Annotated in this window: 22 protein-coding genes; 10 read left to right on the forward strand and 12 right to left on the reverse strand. The window is 72.3% G+C overall.

Annotation, left to right across the window (positions count from 1 at the left end; translation table 11 throughout):
• Positions 1–2: 2 nt before the first annotated feature.
• The 3 genes from ACIRD8_RS22180 to ACIRD8_RS22190 all read left to right on the forward strand — a co-directional run bounded on the left by ACIRD8_RS22180 (position 3) and on the right by ACIRD8_RS22190 (position 2,576).
• Complete coding sequence (locus tag ACIRD8_RS22180) at positions 3–647, forward strand: ScbR family autoregulator-binding transcription factor (protein WP_403994044.1); 645 nt, start codon at positions 3–5, stop codon at positions 645–647.
• Positions 648–751: 104 nt separating this feature from the next.
• Complete coding sequence (locus tag ACIRD8_RS22185) at positions 752–1,486, forward strand: peptidoglycan recognition protein (protein ID WP_403994047.1); 735 nt, start codon at positions 752–754, stop codon at positions 1,484–1,486.
• A 211-nt stretch (positions 1,487–1,697) separates the two neighbouring features.
• A complete protein-coding gene (locus ACIRD8_RS22190; RefSeq protein WP_403994050.1) occupies positions 1,698–2,576 on the forward strand; it encodes a transglycosylase family protein in 879 nt (292 codons plus the stop codon).
• 36 nt (positions 2,577–2,612) lie between these two features.
• On the opposite strand, the gene ACIRD8_RS22195 is transcribed toward ACIRD8_RS22190, so the two are convergent.
• On the reverse strand, positions 2,613–2,831 hold the full coding sequence (locus ACIRD8_RS22195) for a hypothetical protein (protein WP_403994053.1): 219 nt from the start codon (positions 2,829–2,831) through the stop codon (positions 2,613–2,615).
• 121 nt (positions 2,832–2,952) lie between these two features.
• Between ACIRD8_RS22195 and ACIRD8_RS22200 the strand changes: the two genes are divergently transcribed.
• Positions 2,953–3,714: an HAD family hydrolase gene (locus ACIRD8_RS22200; protein ID WP_403994055.1), complete on the forward strand. Its 762-nt coding sequence runs from the start codon at positions 2,953–2,955 to the stop codon at positions 3,712–3,714.
• A complete protein-coding gene (locus ACIRD8_RS22205; RefSeq protein ID WP_403994058.1) occupies positions 3,714–6,143 on the forward strand; it encodes a glycoside hydrolase family 65 protein in 2,430 nt (809 codons plus the stop codon). The genes ACIRD8_RS22200 and ACIRD8_RS22205 overlap by 1 nt, the downstream gene beginning before the upstream one ends.
• Here the strand turns inward: ACIRD8_RS22205 and ACIRD8_RS22210 are convergent.
• A complete protein-coding gene (locus ACIRD8_RS22210) occupies positions 6,138–6,821 on the reverse strand; it encodes a class E sortase (protein WP_403994061.1) in 684 nt (227 codons plus the stop codon). The two genes, ACIRD8_RS22205 and ACIRD8_RS22210, sit on opposite strands and share 6 nt — an antisense overlap.
• Positions 6,822–6,902: 81 nt before the next feature.
• Positions 6,903–8,567: an ABC-F family ATP-binding cassette domain-containing protein gene (locus ACIRD8_RS22215; protein WP_403994064.1), complete on the reverse strand. Its 1,665-nt coding sequence runs from the start codon at positions 8,565–8,567 to the stop codon at positions 6,903–6,905.
• Between the two features lie 525 nt (positions 8,568–9,092).
• On the opposite strand from ACIRD8_RS22215, the gene ACIRD8_RS22220 reads away from it, so the two are divergent.
• On the forward strand, positions 9,093–10,418 hold the full coding sequence (locus ACIRD8_RS22220) for an SGNH/GDSL hydrolase family protein (RefSeq protein ID WP_403994067.1): 1,326 nt from the start codon (positions 9,093–9,095) through the stop codon (positions 10,416–10,418).
• A 40-nt stretch (positions 10,419–10,458) separates the two neighbouring features.
• Here ACIRD8_RS22220 and ACIRD8_RS22225 read toward each other — a convergent pair whose 3' ends face one another.
• On the reverse strand, positions 10,459–11,559 hold the full coding sequence (locus ACIRD8_RS22225; RefSeq protein WP_403994070.1) for a winged helix DNA-binding domain-containing protein: 1,101 nt from the start codon (positions 11,557–11,559) through the stop codon (positions 10,459–10,461).
• A gap of 118 nt (positions 11,560–11,677) precedes the next feature.
• Here ACIRD8_RS22225 and ACIRD8_RS22230 point away from each other — a divergent pair, with 118 nt between their 5' ends.
• Positions 11,678–12,739: a helix-turn-helix transcriptional regulator gene (locus ACIRD8_RS22230; RefSeq protein WP_403994073.1), complete on the forward strand. Its 1,062-nt coding sequence runs from the start codon at positions 11,678–11,680 to the stop codon at positions 12,737–12,739.
• 22 nt (positions 12,740–12,761) lie between these two features.
• Here the strand turns inward: ACIRD8_RS22230 and ACIRD8_RS22235 are convergent, their stop codons facing one another.
• The 5 genes from ACIRD8_RS22235 to ACIRD8_RS22255 all read right to left on the reverse strand — a co-directional run bounded on the left by ACIRD8_RS22235 (position 12,762) and on the right by ACIRD8_RS22255 (position 17,559).
• Entirely contained in the window at positions 12,762–13,520 is a 759-nt protein-coding gene (locus ACIRD8_RS22235; RefSeq protein WP_403994076.1) for an SDR family NAD(P)-dependent oxidoreductase, read from the reverse strand.
• 59 nt (positions 13,521–13,579) lie between these two features.
• Complete coding sequence (locus ACIRD8_RS22240; RefSeq protein ID WP_403994079.1) at positions 13,580–14,971, reverse strand: MFS transporter; 1,392 nt, start codon at positions 14,969–14,971, stop codon at positions 13,580–13,582.
• A gap of 126 nt (positions 14,972–15,097) precedes the next feature.
• Positions 15,098–15,682 carry a TetR/AcrR family transcriptional regulator gene (locus ACIRD8_RS22245; RefSeq protein WP_403994082.1) on the reverse strand — a complete coding sequence of 195 codons (585 nt, stop codon included), beginning with the start codon at positions 15,680–15,682 and terminating at the stop codon, positions 15,098–15,100.
• A gap of 90 nt (positions 15,683–15,772) precedes the next feature.
• Positions 15,773–16,519, reverse strand: coding sequence for a DUF1838 family protein (locus tag ACIRD8_RS22250; protein ID WP_403994084.1), 747 nt, complete (start codon positions 16,517–16,519; stop codon positions 15,773–15,775).
• Positions 16,520–16,653: 134 nt separating this feature from the next.
• Complete coding sequence (locus ACIRD8_RS22255) at positions 16,654–17,559, reverse strand: LysR family transcriptional regulator (RefSeq protein ID WP_403994087.1); 906 nt, start codon at positions 17,557–17,559, stop codon at positions 16,654–16,656.
• A gap of 167 nt (positions 17,560–17,726) precedes the next feature.
• Between ACIRD8_RS22255 and ACIRD8_RS22260 the strand changes: the two genes are divergently transcribed.
• Together ACIRD8_RS22260 and ACIRD8_RS22265 are read left to right on the forward strand one after the other, a co-directional pair.
• On the forward strand, positions 17,727–17,867 hold the full coding sequence (locus ACIRD8_RS22260) for a hypothetical protein (RefSeq protein WP_403994090.1): 141 nt from the start codon (positions 17,727–17,729) through the stop codon (positions 17,865–17,867).
• Complete coding sequence (locus ACIRD8_RS22265) at positions 17,864–18,397, forward strand: LysE family transporter (protein WP_403994092.1); 534 nt, start codon at positions 17,864–17,866, stop codon at positions 18,395–18,397. Before ACIRD8_RS22260 ends, ACIRD8_RS22265 begins: the two co-directional genes overlap by 4 nt.
• Before the next feature lie 113 nt (positions 18,398–18,510).
• On the opposite strand, the gene ACIRD8_RS22270 is transcribed toward ACIRD8_RS22265, so the two are convergent.
• From ACIRD8_RS22270 to ACIRD8_RS22280, 3 genes are read right to left on the reverse strand one after another with little or no spacing between them, the layout of a single operon-like run.
• Entirely contained in the window at positions 18,511–20,598 is a 2,088-nt protein-coding gene (locus ACIRD8_RS22270; RefSeq protein WP_403994095.1) for a serine/threonine-protein kinase, read from the reverse strand.
• Between the two features lie 33 nt (positions 20,599–20,631).
• A complete protein-coding gene (locus ACIRD8_RS22275) occupies positions 20,632–22,833 on the reverse strand; it encodes a protein kinase (protein ID WP_403994097.1) in 2,202 nt (733 codons plus the stop codon).
• A gap of 4 nt (positions 22,834–22,837) precedes the next feature.
• On the reverse strand, positions 22,838–23,764 hold the full coding sequence (locus ACIRD8_RS22280) for a serine/threonine protein kinase (protein ID WP_403994100.1): 927 nt from the start codon (positions 23,762–23,764) through the stop codon (positions 22,838–22,840).
• Positions 23,765–24,336: 572 nt separating this feature from the next.
• Between ACIRD8_RS22280 and ACIRD8_RS22285 the strand changes: the two genes are divergently transcribed.
• Positions 24,337–24,936 carry a hypothetical protein gene (locus ACIRD8_RS22285; protein WP_403994103.1) on the forward strand — a complete coding sequence of 200 codons (600 nt, stop codon included), beginning with the start codon at positions 24,337–24,339 and terminating at the stop codon, positions 24,934–24,936.
• Position 24,937: the final 1 nt, after the last annotated feature.

Raw genomic sequence — 24,937 nt, forward strand, 5'->3', positions numbered from 1 at the left:
AGTTGGCACGACAGCAACGGGCGATCCGCACGCGCAGAATCTTCCTGGAAGCCGCTGCCGAGGTCTTCGACGAGCACGGTTACGACGCCGCCACGATCGCCGCGATCCTCGACCGGGCCGGTCTCACGCGGGGTGCGCTCTACTTCCACTTCACGTCGAAGGAGGAGCTGGCCCGTGGGGTCCTCCAGGAGGCGGTGACCGCGGACGGGGTCACCCCGCAGACCTTCAAGCTGCAGGAATGGGTGGACATAGCGCTCCTCCTCGCCTACCGGCTGCCCAGGGAACCCCTGCTCAGCGCCTCGATCCGGCTGTCCGTCGACCCCCGGGCGCGCGGACTGTTCGGTACCCGCTGGCCGGACTGGATCACGCTCGGCACGGAGATACTCACCGAGGCCAGGGAGCGGGGCGAGCTCCTTCCGCATGTCGACCCGGAGGCCACCTCGCGGCTCTTCGTCGGGGCGTGGACCGGGGTCCAGCTGGTGACCGAGTCCATGGCGGAGCCGCCGGACCTGGTCACCGAGATCTCCGCGCTCTTCGAGCTCATCCTCCCGAACAACGCGGTCCCGGGTGTGCTGGCCCGGCTCGACACCTCCCCGCACCGCGCGGCGCGCATCATCGAGCAGCGGCAGGCGGTCGCCGTCTCCTGACCGCCCGGGCGGGGCCGCGGGCCGCCCGGGCGGTGTCACGGCCCATGTCACCCGATCGGGTGTGGGCGCCTGCGAAGTGGCTGGTCAGCCCGCATGGTGGCCCTATGTGGCTTCGCCGAACCGCCGTGTGCGCCATGGTCGTGCCGCTGGCGTTCCTGGTGTTCCGGGACGCGCCGGTACGGCTCGCCGCGCCCGAGCAGACCACCGCGAAGCCGGCGGCGCAGCCCGCGGCCCCGCGGCCCGCGATCGTCAGCCGGGCGCAGTGGCACGCGGACGAGAGCCTGGTCAGGGAGGACGCGGTGTACACGGGGACGGTGCGGGCCGTCTTCGTCCATCACACCGGTCACACCAACAACTACGACTGCGCCGACGCCCCCAAGATGCTCCGGGCGATGGAGGAGGCCCACGTCCGGGGCGAGGGCTGGGACGACATCGGCTACAACTTCGTGGTCGACCGCTGCGGGACCATATACGAGGGCAGGGCAGGCGGCGTCGGACGCACCGTACGCGGGGCCCATACGACCGGGTTCAACGCGCACAGCGTGGGGATAGCGGCGCTCGGCACCTTCGATCCCGGTGTCACCGTGCCGAAGGCGCTCATCGAGGGCATCGCGAAGGTCGGCGCGTGGAAGCTGGACCGGTCCGTCGACCCGCGGGGCATCGTGCGGATGGTGTCGACGAACGACGACAGCCTGTACAGGCGCGGTGAGGTGGTCTACCTCCACGCCGTGGCCGGTCACCGCGACACCTTCTCGACGTACTGCCCCGGTGAGGCGCTCTACGCCCAACTGCCCGCGATCCGGGCGGAGATGGCCAGACTGCGGGACCGCAAGAAGTAGCGGCGGGTCTCACCGCACGACGTCCGGCATGCATCTCATGGGGGCCGGCACCCCTGGGGGCCGTGCTTGGTCACGCTGTGCAGCGGCCGTCGGGCCCACCCGGGTGAATGTGAGGGCGTCGGACGCGTCGAAGCTCCCGGAAAAGATGATCGGCGGCTTATCTGTTCGTGCCCTTGCACACCTTCTGGAGCACAGCGGAGGAAATACCGTCATGCCGGCATCAACCCTCGCCAAGCGGCCCGTCGAATCGGTGCTCGCCCTTCTGCTCGTCCTCCTGAGCGTGCTCGGCCTCGCCGGTCGCAGTGTCGCGGACGCCCCCGCCCAGGCCCCGGCCCGGACCCCCGCCCAGGCCGTACCGGCCCAGGCCGCCCCCGCCCGGGCCGTGATCGCGCCGACCGTAGTCGCACCGACCGTCACGGCGGGTACGGACTGGGACCGCATCGCCGAGTGCGAGAGCAGCGGCCGCTGGGACATCAACACCGGCAACGGCTACCACGGTGGCCTCCAGTTCGCGCCCTCCACCTGGCGGGCCTACGGAGGCGGGCAGTACGCACCCCGCGCCGACCTCGCCACGAAGTCCGAGCAGATCGCCGTAGGAGAGCGGGTCCGCCGCTCGCAGGGGCTGGGCGCCTGGCCCACGTGCGGACGCCTCGGTGCGAACGGTACGTCGAGCTCCTCGTCGGGCAGCGGCAGCAGCAGCGGCAACTCCGGCAGCAGTGCCAGTGGTGGCGGCGTCGACGGAAGTGACACGGCGCAGGCCGCCCCCGAGCGCCCGTCGACCGGCAGTTCGAACAGCGGCTCCTCCGGCAACACGTCCTCCGGCAGCACGTCCTCCGGCAGCACGTCGTCCGGAAGCTCTTCCCACAGCGACGAGAGCACCGCGAGCAACGACAGCGCCGTCACGCACCACTCCGAGGACCTCGCCGACGCCGAGACGTACATCGTCCAGCCGGGTGACTGCCTCTCGGTGATCGCCGAGCGCGCGGACGTGTCCGGTGGCTGGCCCGCGCTGTACGAGCTGAACCGCGAGACCCTGGACCAGGGACCGCACCTCATTTTCCCCGGTCAGCGCCTCCAGCTGAACGCCTGAACGTCCGAACGCCTGAACGTCCGAAGCGCAGTCAGCTCAGCGGTGGACGGAGCCCCTTCGCCGGGTGGACCCGGAGGTGACCCCGGACTCGTCCTCGTGCAGATGGCACTCGGTGTTGTGACACGGACCCGCGCCCCAGAGGGGGACGAAGATGCCGAGGGTCTTGTGCCGCGCCAGTACGGTCGCGACGGGCTGCTTGCAGGCCGGACACACGTACTCCGCCTGCCGGTCGGTCTGACGCTCGGTTCTGGCCATGTCTTCACGGTAGACCCGAAGGGAACATTTAGAAACTTTTCCGACTTTTTGCCAGGGCTTGAGTGAGAGGTTGCTCGATCCACCTCGGCCTCGGGACACCTCGACGAAGGGACCACCGGTCATGGCACGCGCACCGTCCCCGGCCGCAGTCCTGCTCTCCGTGCACGCCGTCGTCTTCGACACGGACGGTGTGATCACCGACTCCGCCCCGGCGCACGCCGCGGCCTGGAAGGAAGCGTTCGACACCTGCCTGTCCGACCACGGCGACCCGCGTCCCTTCGACGAATCGGACGAGTACCGGCGCTACGTCGACGGCAAGGCGCGCAAGGACGGTGCCGCCGCCTTCCTCGCGTCCAGGGGCCTCGACCTCCCCGAAGGCAGCCCCGACGATCCCCCCGGCACCGGGACGGTGTGGGCCGTCGCCGCACGGAAGGACGAGGCGTTCACCCGGACCCTGCGCACCCGTCCGATCGCGGTCTGGCCGGGCACGGTCCGCCTGCTGCACGTGCTGCACGACGCGCGCGTCCCGTTCGCCGCCGCGTCCGCGTCCCGGCACGCGACCGAACTGCTGGCCGGGGCCGGTCTCCTGGACCTGTTCACGGCGGTGGTCGACGGCAACGAGGCGCACCGACTGGAACTGCCGGGCAAACCTGACCCCGCCCTGTTCACCGAGGCGGCACGGCGACTGGGGGTCCCGGCCGGGGACACCGCAGTCGTGGAGGACGCGCTGGCCGGCGTGGAGGCGGGCCGGCGGGGCGGCTTCGGGCTCGTCGTCGGGGTGGACCGGACGGACAGCACCGAGGGCACCGCAGCCCTGCGCCGCCACGGCGCGGACCTCGTGGTGGCCGACCCGGGCGACCTGCTGATCACCGGGGAGGACTGATGGCGCGTGGCTGGGTCTGGGCGTACGAGGGGTACGACCCGGAGAAGGAGCGCCTGCGCGAAGCGCTGTGCACCCTCGGCAACGGCTACTTCGCCACCCGGGGAGCCGCGCCCGAGACACCCGCCGCCGAGACGCACTACCCGGGCACGTATGTGGCGGGCTGCTACAACCGGCTGACGTCCTCCGTCCAGGGGCGCCAGGTCGAGAACGAGGACATGGTCAACCTCCCCAACTGGCTGCCGCTGCGCTACCGCATCCATCCCGCAGGCTCCCGCACCGGCCCCTGGCTGACCCCGGACCACGCCCACCTCGTGGACCACCGGCAGTCGCTCGACCTGCGCGGCGGCACGCTGATCCGCCGCTCGGTGTACGAGGACAGGGCCGGTCGCCGGCTGACGGTGGAGCAGGAGCGCCTGGTCCACATGGGCGACCCCCATCTCGCGGCGCTGCACACGGTGTTCACCGCGGAGGGCTGGTCGGGCGAGCTGGAGGTGGAGTCCGGGATCGACGGGGACATCCGTAACAACGGTGTCGCGCGCTACCGCGAACTGGCCGACCGCCACCTCACCGGCTGGGAGACCGGCACGGAACCCGGCTCCCTCGTCTGGCTGCGCTGCCGCACGGTGGAGTCGGACATCGGCATCGCCCTGGCCGCCCGTACGGTCGCCTCCTGCGGACCGGAGCGGAACGGCGACCACCGGGCCGAACCCGAGCAGCAGCCCCGCGCGGTCCACCAGAGGCTGCTGCTCCCGATCGCCCCGGACTCCGGTGCCGTCGTCGACAAGACGGTCGGTCTGTACACCTCCCGCGACCCGGCCATCGGCAGCCCGCTGCGGGCCGCCGTGTCCGCGGTGGCCGACGCACCGGCGTACGTCCGGCTGCGTGCCTCGCACCGCCGGGCCTGGGCGGACCTGTGGCAGCAGGTGAAGGTCGAGGTGCCCGGCGAGCCCGGACACATCCTGCGGCTGCACCTCTTCCACGTGCTCCAGACCCTCTCCCCGCACACGGCGGAACTCGATGTCGGGGTGCCGGCGCGAGGGCTGCACGGGGAGGCGTACCGGGGGCACGTCTTCTGGGACGAGCTGTTCGTCCTGCCCTTCCTGAACCTCCATCTCCCCGAGGTGTCGAGGGGGTTGCTCGACTACCGCCACCGGCGGCTCCCCGCGGCCTGCGCCGCCGCGCGGGCGGTGGGCAGGGAGGGGGCGATGTACCCGTGGCAGAGCGCCGACGAGGGGCGCGAGGAGACCCAGGAGGTCCACCTCAACCCCCGTTCGGGGCGCTGGCTGCCCGACCGGTCACGGCTCCAGCACCACGTCGGCTCGGCGGTCGCCTACAACGTGTGGCAGTACTGCCAGGCCACCGGCGACACGGAGTACCTCTACTCCAAGGGCGCCGAGATGATGATGCAGATCGCCCGCTTCTGGGCGGACAGCGCGGAGTGGGACGACTCCGTCGGGCGATACCGCATCCGGGGAGTGGTCGGACCCGACGAGTACCACGACGCCTATCCGGATTCCGACACGGCGGGGCTCGACGACAACACGTACACGAACGTGACGGCGTCCTGGGTGCTGGAACGGGCCGGCGAGCTCTGCCGCACCCTCCCGCCGAGCCGGTGCGCGCAGCTCCTCGAGATGATCCGGCTCGACCCGGCGGAGCTGGACCGCTGGGACGACATCTCCCGGCGGCTGTACGTCCCCCATCACCGGGGCGTCATCAGCCAGTTCGCCGGATACGGGGACCTGGAGGAGCTGAACTGGGAGGGCTACCGGCAGCGGTACGGGGACATCCGGCGGCTCGACCGGATCCTGGAGGCGGAGGGCGACACCGTCAACTGCTACCAGGCGTCCAAGCAGGCCGACGTGCTGATGCTCGGCTACCTCTTCTCACCCAAGGAACTCGTCGCGCTGTTCCGGCGGCTCGGCCACGCGCTCGACGACGAGACCTGGCGCGCCACCGTCGACTACTACGTGGGCCGTACGAGCCACGGCTCCACCCTCAGCTCCCTCGTCCACGCCTGGGTGCTGGCGAGGGTCCACCGCGACGACGCCTGGGCGTACTGCGAGGAGGCGCTGATCGGCGATGTGGCCGACATCCAGGGCGGTACGACGGAGGAGGGCATCCACCTCGGCGCGATGGCCGGCACCCTCGACTTCGTCCAGCGCGGCATGACGGGCCTGGCGACCCGCGACGACGCCCTGTGGCTCGCCCCGGCCACGCTGCCCCAGCTCTCCAAGTTCCGCATGCGGATCCGTTTCCGCCGTCACTGGGACGTGGACCTGCGCCTGCGCGCCGAACGCCTCAGGATCGCCGTACCGGACTCGGAGCGTCCGGGCGTCCGGGTCAGGCTGGACGGCAGCGCGTACGTCGTCGAGCCCGGCGAGGCACGGTGGCTGGAGCTGCCCGACGACATGCCCGGCGGTTCATGACGGCCTGGACGACACCAGTACGCCGATCTTGTCGATGCGGTGCTCCGGGTTGTGGTGGGCGTCGCGCCAGAAGTTCCCGGCCGCGTCGTCCTCCGGGGTCGCGCAGGTGGACAGGGTGATCATCGCCCGGGTCGGCTCCTCGCCCGATTCGCCCGGCACCTCGGCCCGCTGTTCGGCGAGCGAGCGCTCGGACCGGAAGGACGTCTGCCGGGTCTCGGTGATCCGGTACTCGTAGACCGTGCCGCCCTCGGTGACCAGGACCTTGTCGCCCTTCCGCAGCGACGGCAGGTCGTGGAACGGGCCTCCGGCGGAGATCCGGTGGGCCGTCACGAGGTAGTTCCCCGTCTCGCCCGGCCCGACGCCGCCGTCCTCGCCGTACGGGCTGGCCGCGATCCCGCGGTCCTGGATACGGGTGCCGGGCCCGTCGTCCGTCGTGCCCTCGTACGGGACCACGCGCAGGTCCGTCATGCCGATCGCCGGGATGGTGAGCTCGGCGGTCGCCGTACGGGGATCGGTCCGGTCGGTCGGGGGCCCGGCGGACGGACCGGTGGTGGCCGGTGCGGCGACTGCTACGGCCGGGGGAGGCCCGGCGGCCGCCGGGCCTCCGGCCGCCAGCAGGACGACGGCCGCGCCCGCGAGGGCCCGGGGAACGCCTCGGAATCCATGGGGAGGGTGCATGGCGGGATCCGGATCGGTAGCCGGTGGTGCCTGGTGGGCGGGCCCGGGAGCGCGGCCCGCACCCTTCCAGTACACCACCGGTCACCCGATCGCGTCGGGCGTGCCGAGCAGCGCGCGCACCTCCTCGGCGTCCAGCTCCGTGAGCTCCTCCCCCACGAGCAGCCAGCGGGTGATGCCGGCCGACTCCAGGAACGCCAGGTCGTGGCCCGCGATGATCAGCGCGCCCTCGTAGGACTCCAGGGCGCTCGTCAGCTGGCGCACGCTCGCCAGGTCCAGGTTGTTGGTCGGCTCGTCCAGCATCAGCAGCTGGGGGGCCGGGATGGCCAGCATCGTCGCTGCGAGAGCGGCCCGGAAGCGCTCACCGCCCGAGAGGGTGCCCGCCGGCTGCTCGGCGCGCGCCCCCTTGAACAGGAACCGGGCCAGCTGCGAGCGGATCTCGTTGTCGGTGGTCCCCGGTGCCGCGCGGGCCACGTTCGCGGCGATGCTCAGCCCGTCGTCCAGGACGTCGAGCCGCTGCGGCAGGAAGCGCAGCGGCACGTGCGTCCTGGCCTCGCCGGCCTCCGGCGCCAGCTCCCCGGTGAGGGTGCGCAGCAGCGTCGTCTTGCCCGCCCCGTTGCGCCCGATGAGCGCGATGCGTTCGGGCCCCTGGACGTGGAGTTCGCCGTCGCGCAGGGTGCCGAAGCGGGGGCGGAGCCCGTGCGCGCTCAGGACCGTACGGCCGGCCGGGACGGCGGTGTGGGGCAGCCGTACCCGGATCTCGGCGTCGTCCCTGATCGCCTCCGACGCCGTGTCGAGCCGCTCCCGTGCCTCCTGGAGCCGGTCCTCGTGCAGCCCGCGGAGCTTGCCCGCCGCCTCCTGGGAGGACCTCTTGTGCTCGCCCGCGACGATCCTCGGCGCACGGCGCTGCGCGTCCATCTTCTTGTTGTGCCGCTGGCGGCGGGCCACCTTGATCCGGGCCTCCTCCAGTTCGCGCTTCTGCCGACGTACGTCGGACTCGGCGGCCCGCACCATGCGGCCCGCCGCCTCCTGCTGGGTGGCCAGCGCCTCCTCGTACGCCGACCAGCCGCCGCCGTACCAACTCACCGAGCCCGCGCGCAGATCGGCGATGCGGTCCACCCGTTCCAGCAGGTCACGGTCGTGGCTGACGACCACGAGCACTCCGGAGCGCCAGGACTCGACGGCGTCGTACAGCCGACGGCGCGCGAACACGTCGAGGTTGTTGGTCGGCTCGTCGAGCAGCAGGACGTCGGGGCGCTCCAGCAGCAGGGCGGCCAGCCGCAGCAGCACGGTCTCGCCGCCGGACAGCTGCCCGACGGTGCGGTCGAGACCGATGTCGCCGAGGCCGAGCGAACCCAGGGTCGCCAGGGCCCGCTCCTCGACGTCCCAGTCGTCGCCGACGGTCTCGAAGTGCTCGTCGGCGACGTCACCCGCCTCGATCGCGCGCAGCGCCGTACGCCGCGCGGTGATGCCGAGGGCGTCCTCGACGCGGAGGCCGGTGTCGAGGGTGATGTTCTGCGGGAGGTGGGCGAGGTGCCCGCCGACGGTCACCGAGCCGGCGGAGGGCCTCAGCCGGCCGGCCAGCAGCCGCAGCAGGGTCGACTTGCCGGAACCGTTGGTCCCGACGAGCCCGGTGCGGCCCCGGCCGACGCTGAGGGAGAGCCCGTCGAAGACCTCCGTGCCGTCCGGCCACCGGAAGGACAGGGACGAGCAGCTGAGGGAAGCGGCGGGGGCGGTGGGATGAGACATGTGATCCTCGCGGTCGAAAGCGTGTGAACAGGGGCTTCGTGTGCGAGCACCACGCGGCGACCGGCCGGGAGAGGAAGGGGTGTGGTCCGTCCGACGTACGGAGGACGGCTCATGCACCGAGGTCGCATCCACGCGGTGGGTCACGGGGCGGCAGGAAAGCCGACAGGGCGTGACGAGCTACGGCAGGGGCCGTACCGCGCGATGATCGCGGACCTCAGATGCGCAACGTCCACCTCTATCGGAGACAACAGGACTCAAAAACTGTACACCGTGACCTCCCGCCGTGTCCGGAACGGACGGTCACAGGGGTGGTGGTGCCGACGCGACGGAACAGGCTGGAAGACCCCGACGGGACACCATCTGACCTGTGTGTACGCGAAGTTGTGCAGGTGGGACGCCCTCTTGACGCGGGCCTGCGGGCTTCCTTACCGTCTGCTCGCCCGATCGTGGATCCGTACGAAACTTTCGGGTCCCGCGACGGGCGACGCCCCTCCCGCTGCCGTCCGGACCAGGAGACATCGACGTATGAGACCGCACTCCGCACGATCCACGGGCCCCGCCCGCCCCGCCGGCCGTCTGGTGGCCTTACTCACGGGGGCGCTGCTCCTGGCGACGGTGGCTGCTCCGGCCGTCTCCGCCGAGCCCGTGTCCCGTAGCACCGCGCCCACGTCCTGGACCGGGACGTGGGCCACCACACCGACGGCGACTCCGGCCTCGGACACCACGGAGTTCGCGAACGAGACGATCCGGCAGACCGTTCGTACGAGCATCGGCGGCGACCGGGTCCGTATCCGGCTGTCCAACGAATTCGGCAGTGGGCCCCTCGTCATCGGAGAGGCCCGGGTCGCGCGTCCGGCGGCCGGCGGGCCCTCCACCCGCATCGACCCGCGCACCGACCGGCCGCTCACCTTCGGCGGCCGTACCTCCGTGACCGTCCCGGCCGGGGCGCCGCTCCTCAGCGATCCGGTCTCCCTGAGGGTGCCCGCCGGGACCGACCTCGTGGTGAGCATCCATCTGCCCGGCCCCACCCCTGGCTCGACGCTCCACGCGTTCGCCCAGCGGCACAACTACGTGGCCGCGGGGAACGTCACCGGCCGTACCGACATCGAGCCCACCGCGACCGTCGACCGCTGGTACTTCCTGACCGGCGTGAGTGTGAGCACCGGCCCGGCCTCCTCGGCCGTGGTCACGCTCGGCGACTCCATCACCGACGGCGCGGAGACGGAGGTCGGCGCCGACCACCGGTGGCCCGACTTCCTCGCCCGACGGCTGCGTGCCTCGGCCGGGCCGGACACCATCGGCGTACTCAACGAGGGCGTCAGCGGCAATCGCCTCCTGCACGACCCCAACCCGCCCGCCGGGTCCGACGCGGAGGACTTCGCCGCGTACTTCGGGCAGAGCGCCCTGCGCCGCTTCGACCGGGACGTCGCCTCCCAGCCCGGCGCCCGCCATCTGATCGTGCTCCTCGGCGTCAACGACCTCGGCCACCCCGGCACCGTCGCCCCCGTGTCGGAACGGGTCACCGCGGCCGACCTCATCGAGGCCCACCGTCAGATCATCGCCCGCGCCCACGACCGGGGCCTGAAGGCGTACGGCGGCACCGTCCTGCCCTTCAAGGGCGACACCCTGGGCTTCTACACCCCGGAGAACGAGGCCGCCCGCCAGGCCCTCAACCACTGGATCCGCACCGGCGGGGAGTACGACGCGGTGATCGACTTCGACAGGGCGCTGCGCGATCCGTCCGATCCGCAGCGCCTCCTCGCGCGCTACGACAGCGGCGACCACCTCCACCCCGACGACGCGGGGGCGGAGGCGATGGCGCGGGCGGTTCCTCTGCGTCTGCTGCGCTGAGGCCGAGCCCTTCGGCGGATGTGGTGTCCGTGGGTGCCGGTCACGGCGCCGTGAAGCCGATGTCGTCGATGCCCTGGTCCAGGAAGGCGGCCAGGGCATGGGCCTCGTCCTCGACGGCTTCCCGCTCCTGAGGGGAGAGGGGCCGCAGGGGTGTGATGCCGAGCCGCCGGTCGCGCGTGGTCCAGGTGGCGGCGACGCGTCCGTCGACGAGCACGGCGCGCAGACCCGCGACGGACAGCCCGAGGTCGGCGTCGTCGATGATGCGGCTGCGGTCGCGGTAGCCGAGGATCGCGTTGTCGAACGCCGGGAGGAAGCGGACGGGGGCCGGGGTGTCCGGGGACGGGCGTGGTGCGTCGGGCAGGTCGAGGAGCACCCGGCCGCGTTCGTCGCGGAAGGTGACCAGCTCGTCCCGGACGGCTCTCACCGCCGCGGGGAGGCCGGCCAGCCCGCTCCAGGAGCGGAGGTCCGCGGTGGAGGCGGGCCCGTAGGCGGCGAGATAGCGGCGCACCAGCTGCTGGCCCACGGGGTCGTCGTCGGCGTCGGGGCCCTCGGGCAGCGGAGCGAGGTCCCGTCCGGTCCAGGCGTCCAGGGGCAGGTTGCGCACGCCGGCCGTCGTCCGCCACAGACCGCGCGGGGGCAGCTGGGCCATCGGGACGAGCGCGGCGACGAGGAGCTCGCCCAGGGCGCGGCGCGGCGGGCCGGGCCAGCGGTCCTGGAGTGCCTGGACGAGCTCGGCCATGGTGCGGGGCCGGCCGTCGGCCATCACCGCTCGCCCGGCCGCGGCGAGCTCGGCGGGGTCGATCCCGGCGAGCTCGCTCCGGTAGGTGGCCAGCACCCGCCCGCGCAGCATGGCGTCGTGGCGGGCCCGCCAGGCGAGTGCGTCGTCGGCGGTGACCAGGTGGACGGTGCGGCGCATCAGATGCGTGCGTACGACGTGCCGGTCCGTCAGGGCGCGGTCGAGCAGGCCGGGGGTGAAGCCGCGCTGCCGCGACCACAGGCCGGTGAAGGGTTCCTGCGGTTCCTGGGCCTGGAGGCCCGCCAGATGCGCCACGACCTCCTGGACCGGTGCGGCCGTGCGCTCCAGCAGGTGCTGCCGGGCGAGGGTGGCGCGGTTGAGAGCGCGTGCGCCGAGGACGGTCATGGGAGCCGGCCCTCCTTTCTGCCGCACACCATGCTGTCCGGCCTCCGCTGACTTCGGGGCCGACCATTCCATGAGTAGCGGACAGGTTGTGTCCTGTACTGCGAGCAGAATGAGGGACATGCAGAAGACGTCCGCGCGGCTGCTCGCCCTGCTCTCGCTGCTTCAGACGCACCGCGACCGGTCCGGTGACGACCTCGCCGGGCGGCTCGGCATCACTCCGCGCACGGTGCGCCGCGACATCGACCGGCTGCGGGAACTGGGCTACCCGGTCCGCGCTGCCAAGGGGCCATCCGGTGGCTACCGCCTGGACGCCGGTGCGCACCTGCCCCCGCTGCTGTTCGACGACGGCCAGGCGGTCGCCCTGGCGCTGGCTCTCCGGTCGGCGGAGTCCGACGAAACGATCGGGGAGGACGCGGCCCGGGCCCTGGTCACCGTGCGCCAGGTCATGCCACCGCGCCTGCGCCGGCGCATCGACACGCTGCGGGTCACCGCCGTCCGGCCGCCCGGGGCCGCCGGCGCCTCCCCGGTCGGCACGGGGCTGCTCGCGGAGCTGGGCCGCGTCATCGACGCCCGCGAGGAACTGCGCTTCGACTACGGGGCCGACGCGGCCGGGGCTTCCGGTGTTTCCGGGGCCGCCGGTGTTCCGGGAGCCTCCGGAGCGGCCGGAGCGGCCGGGTGGCCACGCCGGGTGCAGCCGCACCACCTCGTCACCTGGCGCGACCGCTGGTACCTGGTCGCCTGGGACCTCGACCGGGACGACTGGCGCACCTTCCGCGCCGACCGCATACGCCCCCGCACCCCCACCGGCCCGCGCTTCACCCCACGCGAGCTGCCCGGCGAGGACGTGGCCGCGTTCGTCGCCGGCCGGTTCCGGGGGACCGACGGCTCCACCACCGACTGGCCCTGCCGCGGTGAAGTCGTCCTCGGTCTCCCCGCCGAGGCGGTGGCCCCCTTCGCGCGGGACGGAATCGTCGAAGAACTGGGCCCCGACCGCTGCCGCCTCACCCTCGGCTCCTGGTCGTGGACCGGCCTCGCCACCACGATCGGCCACTTCGACGCCGACATCCAGGTCATCGGACCACCCGAGCTGACCAGTGCGTTCGCCGAACTCGCCGCACGCTACGCCGCGGTGGCAACCGGCCGGAGCCAGACAATCCCCGGGAGCGTCCCCGCGCCGTGAGGCGCACGGACGCCCCGAACCGTCAGGCCGAGGCCCCGCTGTCGATGACCAGGTCGGTGCCGACCACCGCACCGGCCGCGGGCGAGGCGAGGTAGAGCACCGCGGCGGCCACCTCCTCGGCCTCCGCGACCCGGCCGAGGGGGTTCTCCGACTTCATCCGCTCCGTACGCTCGGCCTCTGTCTCACCGGGGCGGAGCGACATGGGGGCGGCGGAGGCGCCGGGGCTGACGGCGTTGATGCGAATGCCCTGGTGGATGTGGTCGAGAGCGGCGGCACGGGTCAGCACGGAGACCCCCGCCTTCGAGGTGAGGTACGCGGCGGCACCGGGGACGCGGAGGTGCGCGCCCAGGTTGGAGGAGACGTTGACGATGACTCCGCCGCCGTTCTCCTTCATGTGCGCGATCTCGTGCTTCATGGCCAGCCACACGCCGGTGAGGTTGGTCCGCATGACGGCGTCCCAGTCCTCCTCGCCGACCTCTCCGACGGGCCCGGAGCCCCGGAATATCCCGGCGTTGTTCACCGCGATGTCGAGGCCGCCGAAGCGGGTGACGGACTCGCGGACGAGATCGCGGAGCTGCCCGGAGTCGGTGACGTCGGCGGTGACGGCCGCGGCGGTGCCGCCGGCGGCCTCGATGAGGCCGACCGTCTCGTGCAAGGAGGCGGCGGTGCGCCCGGCGGCGACCACCGAGGCCCCCTCGGCGGCGAAGGCGCGTGCGATGGCGCGGCCGAGACCGGAGCCTGCGCCGGTGACGAGCACGGTGGTGCCGGTGAAGCGGTCCATGTCGGCGTTCCCCTTTTTTGAGTGTCTTCGGGTGTCTTCGGGTGTCTTTGAGCGAGGGATCAGTCGGCGCGGTACGCCAGTTGATGGGGCGGACTGCCGGTCGGGTGGTTCAGCAGGAGGGCGACGGCGAGGACGACCAGGGCGGCACCCGTCGCGGCCAGGGACCGGGCGTCGCTGCCGAGCGTGAGCAGGACGGCGAACAGGACGGTCGGGCCCAGTTCCATCGCGCTGTTCAGCACGCCCCCGGCGAGCCCGGACCGCTGCGGCGGCACGCCCTCGGTGGCGAGCACGGTGGCGCCACCGAAGGAGGCCGCCGCGCCGGCCGGCAGCAGCAGGAGGCCCGGCAGCAGCCCGTACGCGTACGGGGTGTGGGCATCGAGCCCGGTGCAGGCCAGGAGGGCGAGCCCGGCCGCGCCCGTGGCCAGCCCCGCGGTCGTGACCGCCCGCGCCCCGTACCGGACGATGAGCGGCCCGGCCGCCCGGCCCGAGGCGATCAGCGCGAGGGCGAACGGGACGAAGGCCGCCGAGGTCTGCAGGGGTGACCAGCCGCGGGTCTGCTGGAGGTGGAGGGAGAGGACCACGAAGGTCATCGCGGTCCCGCAGGCGCTCAGTGCGATGGCCGCGAGGGCCAGGGCCCGCCGCTCCACGAGCAGGAAGCGGGGCGGCAGCAACGGGTCGGGGGTGCGCCGCTCGGCGTACAGGAAGGCGGCGAGCAGTGCGGTCCCGCCGAGCAGGGGCACGAGCACGCCGGCCGACGACCAGGGCCGGGTGTCGGTGGAGACGAACCCGTAACTGACCGCGGTGATACCGGCGGTGGCGAGCAGAGCCCCCGGAAGGTCGAGCGCCCTGCTCCGGTCGGGTTCGGTGCGCGGCAGCAGCCGGGACATGAGCGCCAGGGCCGCGGCCGACACCACGAGGGGTACGGCGAAGGTCCAACGCCACGAGAGCAGCGTCGAGATGATGCCGGAGAGCAGATTGCCGGCCGTGGCGCCGAGCACGGAGAGACCGCCCCAGGTGGCCATCGACCGGCTGTACGCGGCGGGGGAGGCGGCAGTGGCGCGCAGCACGGCCATGGCGGCCGGTGCGACGAGGGCCGCGCCGGCGCCCTGGGCGAAGCGGGCCGCGAGCAGCGCCTCGACGCCGGGGGTGAACGGAGCGGCGGCCGAGGCGGCGCCGAGGAGGACGAGCCCGGCGGCGAGGGCGGGCCGCCCGCCGTAGCGGTCGGCCAGACGGCCCCCTAACAGCAGCAGCCCGGCGAAGGTCAGCCCGTAGGAGGCGCTGAGCAGGATCAGGTCCGGCCGCTCCAGGCCGAACTCCTCGCCGATGCGGGGCAGCGGCACGGCGATCGCGGCCAGCGTGAAGATCAGCGTGGTCTGGAGGCTCCCGAGCAGGACGAAGGCGTAGCGGTGCTGCCGCACGCCTCTGGCTCCCGTGACTCCCTCGGCGGTCATGCCTCCCCCTTCCCTTTAATAATTGATCGATCGGTCTATTATTCGGGCGTGCGGCAGCGTGCGGCGGCGTGCTCGGTGGCTCCGGTGGTGTCAAGGGGTTGCGGTTGCAGGGGCGGTGACGGCGGCTCAGTCCAGCAGGGTCAGCGCCTGTTCCGCCGCGTCCCGCACCCTGGCGGGATCGCTGGACGCCTTCCCGACGATCCGTACGCCCTGGAACAGGACGAGCAGCATGCGGGCGAGCGCCCGCGGGTCGCGGGTCTCCGGCAACTCGCCCTGGGCCTGCGCCCGTACGAGTGCGGAGTGCAGCAGGGTCTCGATGTGCTCCCAGCTGATCTCGACGCGGCGGGCCGCGTCGGAGTCGTGCGGGGCGAGCTCGGACGCGGTGTTGGTGATGAGGCAGCCGTTCAGCCGGCTCTCGGGGGCGGCGGCCTCCGCGGCGAAGCGGCGTACGACAGCCCGCACCGCCGGGAGTGCGGGGCCCGGCTGCGACAGCTCGGCCAGGATGAAGGGGTCGCACCCCTCGGAGTACCGGTCCATGGCCTTCAGGTACAGCTCGTGCTTGTTGCCGAAGGTGGCGTAGATGCTGGCGCGTCCGATGTCGAGGTGCTCCACGAGGTCGGCCATCGACGTCGCTTCGTATCCGCGTCGCCAGAACAGTTCGAGGGCTGCCTGGAGCGCGGCGTCCGGATCGAATTCCTTGGTCCTGGCCACGGTCGAGACCCTATTCCATTGCAGAACGATCGGTCAATAACTGGCGTACGCGGTAGGGCTGTTTGCGCTGCCGACGGCCGGGCGCGGCAGTCACTGCGGCGGGTTGAGCTTCCGGAAGTACGTCCAGCTGGTCTCGTTCGGCTCGCTCCACTTCTCCGGGGCGTGGGCGAACTCCGGGTGGTGGTCCGCGATGTAGGCCCGGGTCCGCTCGGGGACCTCGGCGTACGAGCCGAGCTTGCGGCCCCGGCAGTGGAAGGTGAGGCCGCCGGGCCGCTGACCCCGGGCCATCCAGGGGAGCCACGGGGACATCCGGGTCCACGACATGGTGGCCGGGACGCTGGGCGCCGGGCCGGCCAGGTCGGCGCGGTCGGCGAAGAACTGGAAGAGCTCCAGGGCCTTGTATGTGTCGCCCGCCGAGTGGACGGGGTACTGCGCGACCGGCAGCGGCGAGGGGTAGGAGAGCGGGATCTCCAGGCTGAAGCAGACCTGCCCGCCGAGCTCGGTCGTCGGGACCGGGAAGGGGCGCCACCTCTGGTTCGCCGGGTCGTTCCAGACGTGCACCACGGGCAGGTCCTGCCAGCTCTCCAGGATCTCGCGGGTGGCGGGGTCCAGGTAGAACGCGGCCTCCCGGGTGAGCAGTTGGTAGGCGTCCGGGCCGGCGTCGGCGTCCTGGACGAGACGGGCGACGTTGAGCCCCTCGAAGCCGAAGACGCGCTGGTAGGGCTCGTCCGGGGCCCAGGAGTACACGTCTCCCGACCACCAGTACGTGACCTCCTCGCCGTCGAGCGAGGCACGGGTGCGGGCGAGGGAGCGGAGCAGCTCTGCGGGTGTCGTCATACGGACCACTCTGCGCGGCCGCCGCCCCGGCTGTTCGCGAAACACCCCGGCCGGGCCCGGAACCGGCCGGAAGAAGCCGCTCCCGGGCCTTCCGGGCCTCCCGGGCCTCCCGGGCCGAAGCGCGAGACCGGCAGTCAGGGCCTCTCCGCCGCCGCCTCCCGCAGCGCCCGCAGACCGTCCCTGACCAGGGGCGTGCGCCCACCGCCCCGTCGCACGAACGCGACCAGCCGCCGTGTCGGCACGACGTCGCCGGCCAGCGGTACGCGTACGAGCACATCGCTCCGCGGGAACGTCGCGAGGCGCGGCAGCAGGCAGATGCCGTGACCGCCCGCGACCAGGGCGGCGGTCGCGGACCAGTCGACGGCGTTGTGGGTGACACGGGGCGAGAAACCGGCCGCGGCGCAGGCCGAGGTGAGCAGCAGGTGCTGGTCGCGGGGGTCGCCCGCGCGGAGCCAGGTCTCCGTGGCGGCCTCGTGCAGCTCGACCGCGGTCCGGCCGGCGAACCGGTGCCCCCGCGGCACCAGGAGGTCCTGCGGTTCCTGGAGGAGGAGGTGCTGTTCGAAGCGTTCGTCGTCGGAGGGCGGTGTGCCCGGGACGGGGATGACGACGGCGATGTCGCGCTCGCGGGTCAGCAGCATCCGGAAGCGGTCGGCCTCCGGGTCCTCGCCGAGGTAGTACGTCATCCCCGGATGCCAGGAGAGCAGCCGGGCCATGGCCGGCACCACCAGCGTGCCGAGCGCCGTCGCCACCGAGGTGACGCGCAGCTCGCCCGGGCCGTTGTCCCGGTGGCCGGCGAGGTCGGCGACGGCTCGCTCCCACTGCGCGTGCAACGCGTCCGCATGCTCGATGAGGGTGCGGGCGGCCGGCGTGAGCCGGACCCGGCGCCCCTGCGGTTCGAGCAGACGCACGTTCAGCTCGGCGGAGAGACGGCGCAACTGCTGGGAGACGGTGGACGGGGTGAGGTGCAGGGACTCGGCCGTGGCGGTGACGGTGCCGGTCTCGGCAAGGACGCGGAGGGTCTGCAGACGCGGGTCGATCATGTAATGCCCTCACATGATTCCGTGCACGAATCTTCGATGGCCGCGCACGATCGTAGCCCCGCAGCCTGGTCCGTGACCGGGCCGCTCGGCCCGTTTGTCGCCGCCGGGGCGGTCGTGGGACCGGCTGCGGCGGCGATGTCCGCGCCCTTCGAAGGAGCAGCCGAACCATGATCGACGACGAGGTACTCACTGACGCGGCCGCCGCCACCGGACGCCGACTCGGCGGCGCTGCTGTGGAGTCGGGCAGGAGGCCCGGTGCGCCCAGCGGGCCGGATCAGGTGTCCGTACGCGGTGGGGCCGTCTCATGACCGGCACGGTCGTCGTCGGCCTGCTCGCCGGGTACGGTCTCGCGGTCCCCGTCGGGGCCGTCGCGGTGCTGATGGTGAACATGACGGCCGCGACATCGCTTCGGACGGGTGCAGCGGCGGCGTTCGGCGCGGCCACCGCCGACGCCGGTTACGCGGTGGCGGCCGTACTCGGGGGCAGCGCGCTGGTGGCGGTCGTGCGGCCGGTGCTGGGGCCGCTGCGGTGGGCGGCGTTCGCGATCCTCGCCGTCATGGCCGCACGCATCCTCGCCGGAGCCCTGCGACGCGGGCCCGGCGACGCCGCGGACACCCCGGCCCAGCGCCGGATCACCCCGCTGCGGGCCTACGTCACCTATCTCTCGCTGACCGCGCTCAACCCCTGGCCCGCCATCTACTTCGTCACCCTCGTCCTGGGACAACAGGACCGACGGCCCATGAGCGGAGCCGAGTCGCTGGTCTACCTGTCCGCCGTCACCTTCGCCTCCTGCCGTTCTCTTCCCCCGCCGTCACCGCACGCCCCGTTCCTTGACTGATGGTCCATCGAGTACCTGGCCGGCCCAGGGTAGAGGTAGGCACACACACGTGGCCCGCCCGGAATCGCAGCGCCTGAGCGGCCGGAGCCGGGCCGGTACTCGACGGGCGCAGGTCAGAACACCGGAAGGGCGACGACCGACCCCTTGTTCAGCAGGAACACCCGGTTGCCCGCAGCGGCCATGTGCCAGGGGCCTTCCGATTCGGGTTCGTAGGTCCACATGAGGTCGCTGTCCGATTCGTCGCCCGGGAAGTTCATGAAGGCCGATACACCTGAGGAGGAGCCCCCCTCGATGACCCAGACGGAACGGCCCTGGACGACCGGCGGTGTGCGGGACGGAAGGGTGCCGTCCGGCCAGGCGAGGTATCCGCCCTCGGTACCGGATGCCTTGTCGACCCGGTAGAGACGCCCGTCGTCGATGGCGGCGACGTGGTCGCCGGTGATCGCGGGAGAGCCCCATCCGTTCTGATCGGGGTCCAACGAGTGCGAAGCCGCGGACCACACCTCGTCGCCGCTCTCCAGGTCGAGTGCCAGGAGCGACTTCCCGCCGACGTGGACGAGTCGCTCCTCGACGGCGGGGGTCAGCGCCGTCCCGGCATGGCCGTCCAGCTGCCAGGCGTTGCGGCCGTCGGCGGAGTCGAGGGCGAAGTAGTGCCCGTCCGCGGTGCAGACGACCAGCCGGCCGGCCCCGGCAGCCGCCACCGCCGCCGGATCGACGGTGATGCCCGCGGGGGCCTCCCCGGTCCAGCGGATCTCGCGGTCCTCGGTGTCGACCGCAGCGATCTCACCGTCCTTCGTCAGTACGTACACGAGCGCCGCGTCGGGCGCGGTGGTCAGCAGTTTCTCCGCCTTCGCCGGGACGCTCCACCGGAACTCACCGGTGGACGCGTCGTGGGCCAGGACATTGCCGCCGGCATCGGCCGCCACGAACTGCTCGGCGGTCAGCCGCAGGAAGCCCGCCGACGGCGACACCTTCGGAAGCGTCCACTTACGTCGGCCGTCCGTCACCCTGTGTGCGGCAAGCCCTTCCGACGGGCCGGCGAACACGACGACATCGCGCACCGGCAGCAGCATGGACGCGCTCCGGGAGGCCACCTCCAGCGGCCCCCAGAGTGGCTGGGGTGGCGCGCCCCGCTCGTACTCACCGGAAGTCAGCCGCTCCGCCGGTGCGGCGTCCGCGGCAGCGGGCAGCTCGGGCCCCCTGGTCAGCCACCAGGCCGCCGCGCCTCCGCCCAGTGCCAGTACCGCTCCGCCGCCGGCGAGCGAGGTGAGGAAGCGCCGCCGCGACGGCTTCGCCGCCGCAACAGTGGTGCCCGCGGCACCGGTGAGCGTATTCGTCCGGGTCTCGTGCTCCTTGATCTGCCGGCCGAGAGTGCCTCTCCTCCACAACCGGTCCGCACCGCGAGGGGGTGCGAATGCCTGGATGACCGACGAGGGGAGCGGCCGGTGGGCGGGCTCCTTGGCCAGGCAGGGGGCGATGAGGGGGCGGAGCGCCTCCGGCACCGTGTGGAGGGCGGGGCTTCCGTGCACCACCTCGTACTGGACCGCCGCGACGTGCGCACCTTCGTACGCCTGCCTGCCGGTTGCCGCGTACACCAGCACCGCACCGAGGGAGAACACGTCGGCCGACGGGCCGACACGTCGGCCCAGGACCTGTTCAGGTGCTCCGTACCCAGGGGTCGCCGGTGCCTGGCCCGTGGTGGTGAGGGTGAGGCCGTGCTCGGGGCGTGCGATACCGAAGTCGATGACGCGGGGCCCCGAGGAGGTGAGCACGATATTGGCCGGCTTGAGGTCGCGGTGGATCAGCCCCGACGCGTGGATCTCCTGCAGGGTCGAGGCCAGGGCGCCCGCCAGCGCGCGTACCCCCGCTTCGTCCAGGGGCCCGTGAGCCGTGACCGCCTGCTGCAGCGTCGGCCCCGACAGATACTCGGTGGCGATCCAGGGGCGTCCGCCCTCGGTCTGCGAACCGACGACACGGGCCACGCCGGTGCTGGTCACCGCCTGCGCGGTCCGGGCCTCGCGGAGGAACCGCTGGGCGAGGTCGCGGTTGTGCGCGAGTTCAGGACGCAGCACCTTGACGGCCGCGAGCCGGCCCGAACCGTCCTGGCCCACGTACACCTTGCCCATGCCGCCTTCGCCGAGCACTCCGGCGATGCGGTACGGACCCAGCCGGATCGGGTCGCCGAAACTGAGAGGTTGCATGGTGTGAACCGAGCCCTTCATGGTGTGGGGAGCCTACGAGGAGGCAGGGGCCGGGGAGTCCAGCGGAAGGGCGACCACGGGACCCTCCCCGAGCCCGATGAGAAGCCCCGCTGCGATCAGGGCGCTGAACCTGTCGAGGCTCTCCGGGTGGAGCCAGGCGGTCTCGTGGGTCCGGAGGTCGATGGCGCGCAGCCCTGCCGCGCAGTGCTTGTAGACGTACGTGCCGTCGACGGTGGGTGCCACCTTCAGCTCGTGCCCGGACGCCACGGGGTTCTTCTCCCGCCACAGGAGGGCCCCGGTGTCCGCGCTGATGGCGACGAGACCGCACGCCCCCACTCCCTCCACCGCGTAGACGACGCCGTCCTTCACCGTGGGAGGGCCGTACGCGGTCACGTTCGTCCCCTGGTACGTCCAGGCCTTCTCGCCGTCGGACACGCGCCGCGCCCGTACGGCGTCCGACGCGGTGTAGAGGTGCTTGTCGTCCACGGCGAGGGGACTGCGGGCGGCATCGTCGGCATTGATGTCGAGCGGCGCCCGCCATACGCCGGTCCCCGTGCGCATGTCGCAGACGAGCACGTCGACCCCACCGGACTCCGTACGGAAGAAGAGGATCAGGCTCGACCCGATGGCGCGCGCACCGGTCACCCAGGGGTATTCCTCGGGTATGGCCTCGTCCAGGATCAGCTCGGAGCGCCTCTTGCCCGTCGAGAGCGAGAAGGAGGCGATGAGCCACCCCCGGTCGGGGCCGATGCCGCTCGACTCGTCGGTGTCCTCCGCACGCACCCGCGCGGTGAGCAGCCAGGCGACGTCACCGTCGACGCAGAGGAGCTGATTGTTCAGCAGCTTCCCGTTGTACGCCTTCTCGGTGACGGCCGGATCCATCAGAGTTCCGTCGTCGAGGTCGATCTGCGCGATGCGCAGTCCTTCTCTCGGGTACAGGGAGTAGTCCACCGCGAAGAGATTCGTTCCGTCCGTGGCCACGTCCCAGGAACTCAGCACCGGATTGCCTGACCAGAGGTTCTGCCCGCTCGACGCCTCGACGGCGCTCACCCCGTCCCCGGTGGTCACGATCAGCTTGTCGCCCACCACCAGGGGACGTCCCAGCTCGGCGGGTGCCGCCGTCGTGATGTTTCTTCGCCACAGAGCCGCGGGAGGGCCGGCCGGGTCCGTGGACTTCGGCGTGCCGGAGCCCCGCTCCCGTGTCCATGCCCACGCACCCGCGCCGATCGCCGTCGTGGCGAGCAGCGAGCCGCCGCCGATGGTGAAGAGCTTGCGGCGGCTCAAGCCGCGAGCGGTGACGGCCGGGACGGTCTCGGCGGTCGCGTGATCGGCCGGAGCGGGAAGCCGCTCGGGCCGGTGCAGCCAGACCTCGGATGCCCGCCGGGCTATCTCCGTCAGCAGCGCATCGGGCAGATGGTCGGCGAAATGACCTTCACCGCTGTGGAGTCGGGCGAGGAGTTCATGTGTGGTGGGCCGCCGGCCGGGGTCCTTGGCCAGGCAGTCGCCGAGGACCGGGGCCAGGGCCTGGGGGAGGCCGGTGAGATCCGGGTCGGCGTAGCGGACGCGGTAGAGGAGGTCGGCCGGCTGCCCGGAACCGAAGGGGCCGTGGCCGGTGGCGGCGTGGACGAGGACACCGGCGAGGGCGAACACGTCGCCTGCGGAGGTGTGTTCCTGGCCGGTGGCCTGCTCGGGGGACATGAAGGCAGGGGTTCCGGCGGCCGCCCCGGTGTGGGTGAGGTGGACGTCGCCCTGGGCGTGGGCGATACCGAAGTCGATGATCTTCGGGCCGTATGCGGTGACCATCACGTTGGACGGCTTCAGGTCGCGGTGCACGACGTCGGAGGTGTGGAGTTGGGCGAGGGCTCCGGCGAGCGCGGCGCCCAGGGCGCGTACGGACTCCTCCGGCAGCGGGCCGCAGAGGGCGACGGCGTCGTCCAGCGGCGGGCCGAGGACGTATTCGGTGGCGAGCCAGGGGGTGGGCGCCAGTGGGTCGGCGTCGACGACGGCGGCGCCGTGGTGGCCGCCGATGATGCGTGCCGCGTCCGTCTCCAGGCGGAAGCGGGTGCGCGACGCCGGGTCGGTCGCGATGGACGCGTGCATCGTCTTCAGAGCGACGGTGCGGCCGCCGGCCGAACGAGCCAGGTAGACGGTTCCCATGCCGCCGTGGCCCAGCCGTGCGAGCAGCCGGAAGCCTGCCAGCCCGACCGGATCGTCATGGGTCAGAGGGGAGAGCATCGCGTCAGATCCTTGCTGTCCGTGGGATCGGAGTACGGACTTCCGCGGCGAGGACCTCCGCGGACTGGCGAGCCAGGGCCGCGACCACCCGGCTCGGCAGCCAGCCCTGTCCCAGCAGCACACCGGCTGAGTCCAGGACCGTCGCCATGGGGGTGGACGCCACCCCGGCCAGTGCGTTCAGTGCCTCGGGGGCGGTCGGGCGGCCGGCGGCGTCGCGCGTCAGGCAGTGCGCGACCAGCGCGCGAAGGGAGTTCGGGAGTTCCGCGGAGTCCGGGACCGAGTGGCCGGTCGCGGCATACGCCAGGACCGCACCCAGCCCGTAGAGGTCACCGGCCGGCCGGGGCCGGCCGCCCGACGCCTGCTCGGGGGCCAGGCTGCCCGGTTCCAGTCCGGGCAGGCCGGTGCGCCGCTCGCCGTCTGGGGCCGCCGCGCGGACCGCGCCGAAGCAGGTCAGGCGCGGCCCGTCCCAGGCCAGGAGTACGGAAGCGGGGGACAGACCGGCGTGCGTGATGCCGATGGCGTGCGCCCCCGCGAGGGTCTCGGCGAGGGCTGCGCCCAGGGCTCGGACCGTGCGCTCGGGCAGCGGGCCGCCGTGCACGGCGAGCGCGACCGGGAGCGGGAGTACGGGAAGGTAAGGAGAGGCGTACCAGGCGGTCTCCGACGGCGCGGCGAGCTCGGTGACGGGCAGTACCCACGGTCCGAGGAGCCGGCGTCCGGCGTCTGCCTCGACGCGGAAGCGCTCCGGATCGGTGCCGTCGAGCGGCGTGCTGATGAGTACCGTACGGTCACCGTCCGCGCTGCGCCCGATGAACCGGCTCTCGGGGACCGGTGGTTGGCCCGGCCCGCTCGGATCGAGGCGGGTGACGAGGTGGTACGGGCCGATCCGGCGCGTCCCGTCCGGGCGCGAGCGTTCCGCGCGTGCTCGTTCCATTTGTGCGTCCCCCCACCCACGACAGCGGCCAGATGAGACTACCGGCGTGACGGCTCGGGCCGACGGGAGGGGCGCGGCGGCGGGGTGCGTCAGTCGTCGCGTATGCCTCGGTCAGGATGAACCGCCACCGATAATCGCTTATCGGGCGAATCCTGCGCACGGTCCGCTCGGCCCGGACTTCCGCATGCATTGCCAATACATGTGGGCCCGGATCCGGGCGGTACGATTTACGGGGCCCGGCGCCGTGTGCAAGCCGCCCCGATAATAAAAGGGGCCCGGGCCGATATGGTGGACCTCGGTGCTCTTACGTGTGGTTCGGTGGTCGTCCGGAGAATATCCGGCCGCTGCGGGCGCGCCGTTCAACGTCTGGCGTCCGCGCTGCACTTGGCGGGCTGACCTGCTCGAAAGGGCGCCGGAATGGCGATTCGGCTCCGGGGTGACGTGCATTTGCCCGTGGGCCCGGAATTAGCTTCCCTGCCGTGGGTGCGAAGGCGTGCGCAAGGAAAGTGGCTGTTCGTTCCGTGGTATAGTCCTAATGAATTCACAGGACGCCGCGAAAAAAGGGGAATGGCGTGAACACCGAGAAGGTCACGGCTCGACGTCTTACGGCCGAAGAGGTTTCGGAATTGGGTCTCCAGGACGCCATCTTCGTATCGGCGGAGACGAATGGCCTTCCTCTCGACTGCTGCGCTCCGGCTTTCCTCACGGAGCCGGGTAAGAATTTCGAGGGAGGGTCCTTCACCGCGAGGACTGTCTTCGGCGAGGAGGTCCATGTCCTCCCTGACAACCTCGAGGAGCGCGGGATCTGGGTCGCCGACAAGGCAGGGGAGGAGATCGAGGTCCTCCGGAGCGCGGGCGTGCTCCTGAACCTCGCGCTCTTCGTGCCCGACGGGAACAAGGAATCGCTGGGTGCGCTCTACTCCGCCGCACGGGAGGCGTTCGGCGCCGGGATCGTTCAGCGCTGGAGCGAGGAAACCGTCGAAGTTCCCGACGTCAAGGTCGACCTGTACGAGGAGCCGGCGCGGGGGCGGAAGAACACGAACAACCAGAATCGCGACCGTCGGGCTCTGGACATCTACCCGACCCGGGTGCGGTTCCTGGAGCCCAGTGACGGCTGGAAGTTCGTTGTCGAGCCGCACAAGGAGGTCGTCGACGACACACCGACGATCTGAC

The organism is Streptomyces sp. NPDC102451, from assembly GCF_044765485.1.
In the GTDB taxonomy this organism is placed as follows: Bacteria; Actinomycetota; Actinomycetes; order Streptomycetales; family Streptomycetaceae; genus Streptomyces.

Excerpts from the sequence above, each read along its gene's own strand:
- ACIRD8_RS22185 (WP_403994047.1), top strand. The coding sequence starts at position 752 with ATGTGGCTTCGCCGAACCGCCGTGTGCGCCATGGTCGTGCCGCTGGCG.
- ACIRD8_RS22190 (WP_403994050.1), top strand. The coding sequence starts at position 1,698 with ATGCCGGCATCAACCCTCGCCAAGCGGCCCGTCGAATCGGTGCTCGCC.
- ACIRD8_RS22195 (WP_403994053.1), bottom strand. The coding sequence starts at position 2,831 with ATGGCCAGAACCGAGCGTCAGACCGACCGGCAGGCGGAGTACGTGTGT.
- ACIRD8_RS22200 (WP_403994055.1), top strand. The coding sequence starts at position 2,953 with ATGGCACGCGCACCGTCCCCGGCCGCAGTCCTGCTCTCCGTGCACGCC.
- ACIRD8_RS22205 (WP_403994058.1), top strand. The coding sequence starts at position 3,714 with ATGGCGCGTGGCTGGGTCTGGGCGTACGAGGGGTACGACCCGGAGAAG.
- ACIRD8_RS22210 (WP_403994061.1), bottom strand. The coding sequence starts at position 6,821 with ATGCACCCTCCCCATGGATTCCGAGGCGTTCCCCGGGCCCTCGCGGGC.
- ACIRD8_RS22215 (WP_403994064.1), bottom strand. The coding sequence starts at position 8,567 with ATGTCTCATCCCACCGCCCCCGCCGCTTCCCTCAGCTGCTCGTCCCTG.
- ACIRD8_RS22220 (WP_403994067.1), top strand. The coding sequence starts at position 9,093 with ATGAGACCGCACTCCGCACGATCCACGGGCCCCGCCCGCCCCGCCGGC.
- ACIRD8_RS22225 (WP_403994070.1), bottom strand. The coding sequence starts at position 11,559 with ATGACCGTCCTCGGCGCACGCGCTCTCAACCGCGCCACCCTCGCCCGG.
- ACIRD8_RS22230 (WP_403994073.1), top strand. The coding sequence starts at position 11,678 with ATGCAGAAGACGTCCGCGCGGCTGCTCGCCCTGCTCTCGCTGCTTCAG.
- ACIRD8_RS22235 (WP_403994076.1), bottom strand. The coding sequence starts at position 13,520 with ATGGACCGCTTCACCGGCACCACCGTGCTCGTCACCGGCGCAGGCTCC.
- ACIRD8_RS22240 (WP_403994079.1), bottom strand. The coding sequence starts at position 14,971 with ATGACCGCCGAGGGAGTCACGGGAGCCAGAGGCGTGCGGCAGCACCGC.
- ACIRD8_RS22250 (WP_403994084.1), bottom strand. The coding sequence starts at position 16,519 with ATGACGACACCCGCAGAGCTGCTCCGCTCCCTCGCCCGCACCCGTGCC.
- ACIRD8_RS22255 (WP_403994087.1), bottom strand. The coding sequence starts at position 17,559 with ATGATCGACCCGCGTCTGCAGACCCTCCGCGTCCTTGCCGAGACCGGC.
- ACIRD8_RS22260 (WP_403994090.1), top strand. The coding sequence starts at position 17,727 with ATGATCGACGACGAGGTACTCACTGACGCGGCCGCCGCCACCGGACGC.
- ACIRD8_RS22265 (WP_403994092.1), top strand. The coding sequence starts at position 17,864 with ATGACCGGCACGGTCGTCGTCGGCCTGCTCGCCGGGTACGGTCTCGCG.
- ACIRD8_RS22270 (WP_403994095.1), bottom strand. The coding sequence starts at position 20,598 with ATGCAACCTCTCAGTTTCGGCGACCCGATCCGGCTGGGTCCGTACCGC.
- ACIRD8_RS22275 (WP_403994097.1), bottom strand. The coding sequence starts at position 22,833 with ATGCTCTCCCCTCTGACCCATGACGATCCGGTCGGGCTGGCAGGCTTC.
- ACIRD8_RS22280 (WP_403994100.1), bottom strand. The coding sequence starts at position 23,764 with ATGGAACGAGCACGCGCGGAACGCTCGCGCCCGGACGGGACGCGCCGG.